Genomic DNA, 1,396 nt, shown 5'->3' on the forward strand with positions numbered 1-1,396 from the left:
GAGAACAAGATGGGGTGGTTGCCGTCCTCCCCTCACGGCATCGCAATATGCCAAGATGATGTGGTTGTAGCCCACAGGACGGAGAAGACGGCAAAATGAAAGACACGATGATCGGGGTGGATCTGGCAAAGAATGTTTTCGTGCTGCACGCAGCAACGATGGCGGGCGAAGTACGGTATCGAAAGAAACTGTCACGAGGACAGTTTCTCCGCTTCCTATCGGAACAGCCGCCAGCGATTGTGATTATGGAAGCCTGCGGTAGCGCCCATTACTGGACCCGTGAGTTGGTCAAAGTGGGGCACGAGGTCAGGCTGATCGCTCCGCAATATGTCCGCCCTTTCGTGAAGCGCCAGAAGAACGACGCCGCCGATGCTGAAGCAATCGTCATCGCGGCCCGTCAGCCCGAGATGCGTTTCGTTCCGCCCAAAACTGCGGATCAGCAAGCTCGGGCGGTTCTGTTCCGGGCGCGCGAGCGGATTGTCCGCCAGCGAACGGAATTGGTGAACGCTTTGCGTGCTGTTCTCTATGAATATGGCCAGGCCATTCCCCAGGGCATCGCTCATATCCAGCGCATTGAAGCGATCGTTGAGAGGACTGAGATCGGCCTGCCTGAACTCGTTCGGGAGGAGTGCCGTGATCTTTTGGCTCAGATAGACGAGAAGACAGCCCGGATTAAGGAGAAGGCCAAGAAGCTCGTGGACCTGTCTCGGCAGAGCGGAATCGCGCATCGACTTCAAACGATGCCTGGCGTGGGTCCGCTGGTCGCACTGGCGGTAGAAGCGTTCGCGCCAGCGATGGAGAATTTCCGGTGCGGCCGAGATTTCGCAGCCTGGCTTGGTCTCGTTCCCCGACAGTTTTCGTCGGGCGGAAAGGAACGACTCGGCCGGGTATCGAAGGCCGGACAGGCCGACATTCGCAGACTTCTGATCATCGGTGCGATGACCTGCGTAAGTTGGGCGGGTCGCAAACCGCCGGTGCACGGATCGTGGCTTTCACGGATGCTCGCAAAGAAGCCGAAGATGCTGGTGGCTATCGCACTGGCGAACAAAATGGCGCGGAATATATGGGCCATGCTGACGAAGCAGGAAGATTATAGAGACCCGGCTCTGGCAATTATGGCGTGACACGGAACCGCTACGGATAACCAGGACCGGCTAGGAGGTGTGAGAAGTCGATGACCCGAATGGGGGCATGATCGAAACGATCTGGATCGGGAAAACCAGTACTGCTCTTGGAGCCACGAGCTCGGGAACAAGATTTGGACCGGATCCGCAGATCACCATACCGGCCAGCGGCCTCTGAAAGTGCCGCAAAGAAAGGCCTGACAGAAGACCGCACTCGATCACACCTCAAGAAGGTCAGAAACTACTTGCGCAACGGACGGCAACCACAGAAG

Annotated in this window: 1 protein-coding gene; it reads left to right on the forward strand. The window is 57.6% G+C overall.

Going from position 1 to position 1,396, the window contains the following annotated elements:
- Window positions 1–95 precede the first annotated feature (95 nt).
- The gene (locus AC1DUP_RS36730) at window positions 96–1,124 is read left to right on the forward strand and encodes an IS110 family RNA-guided transposase (protein ID WP_113297323.1); all 1,029 of its coding nucleotides are present in this window, start codon (window positions 96–98) and stop codon (window positions 1,122–1,124) included.
- Window positions 1,125–1,396 lie beyond the last annotated feature (272 nt).

It is taken from the genome of Rhizobium sp. 01L419, from assembly GCF_056400025.1.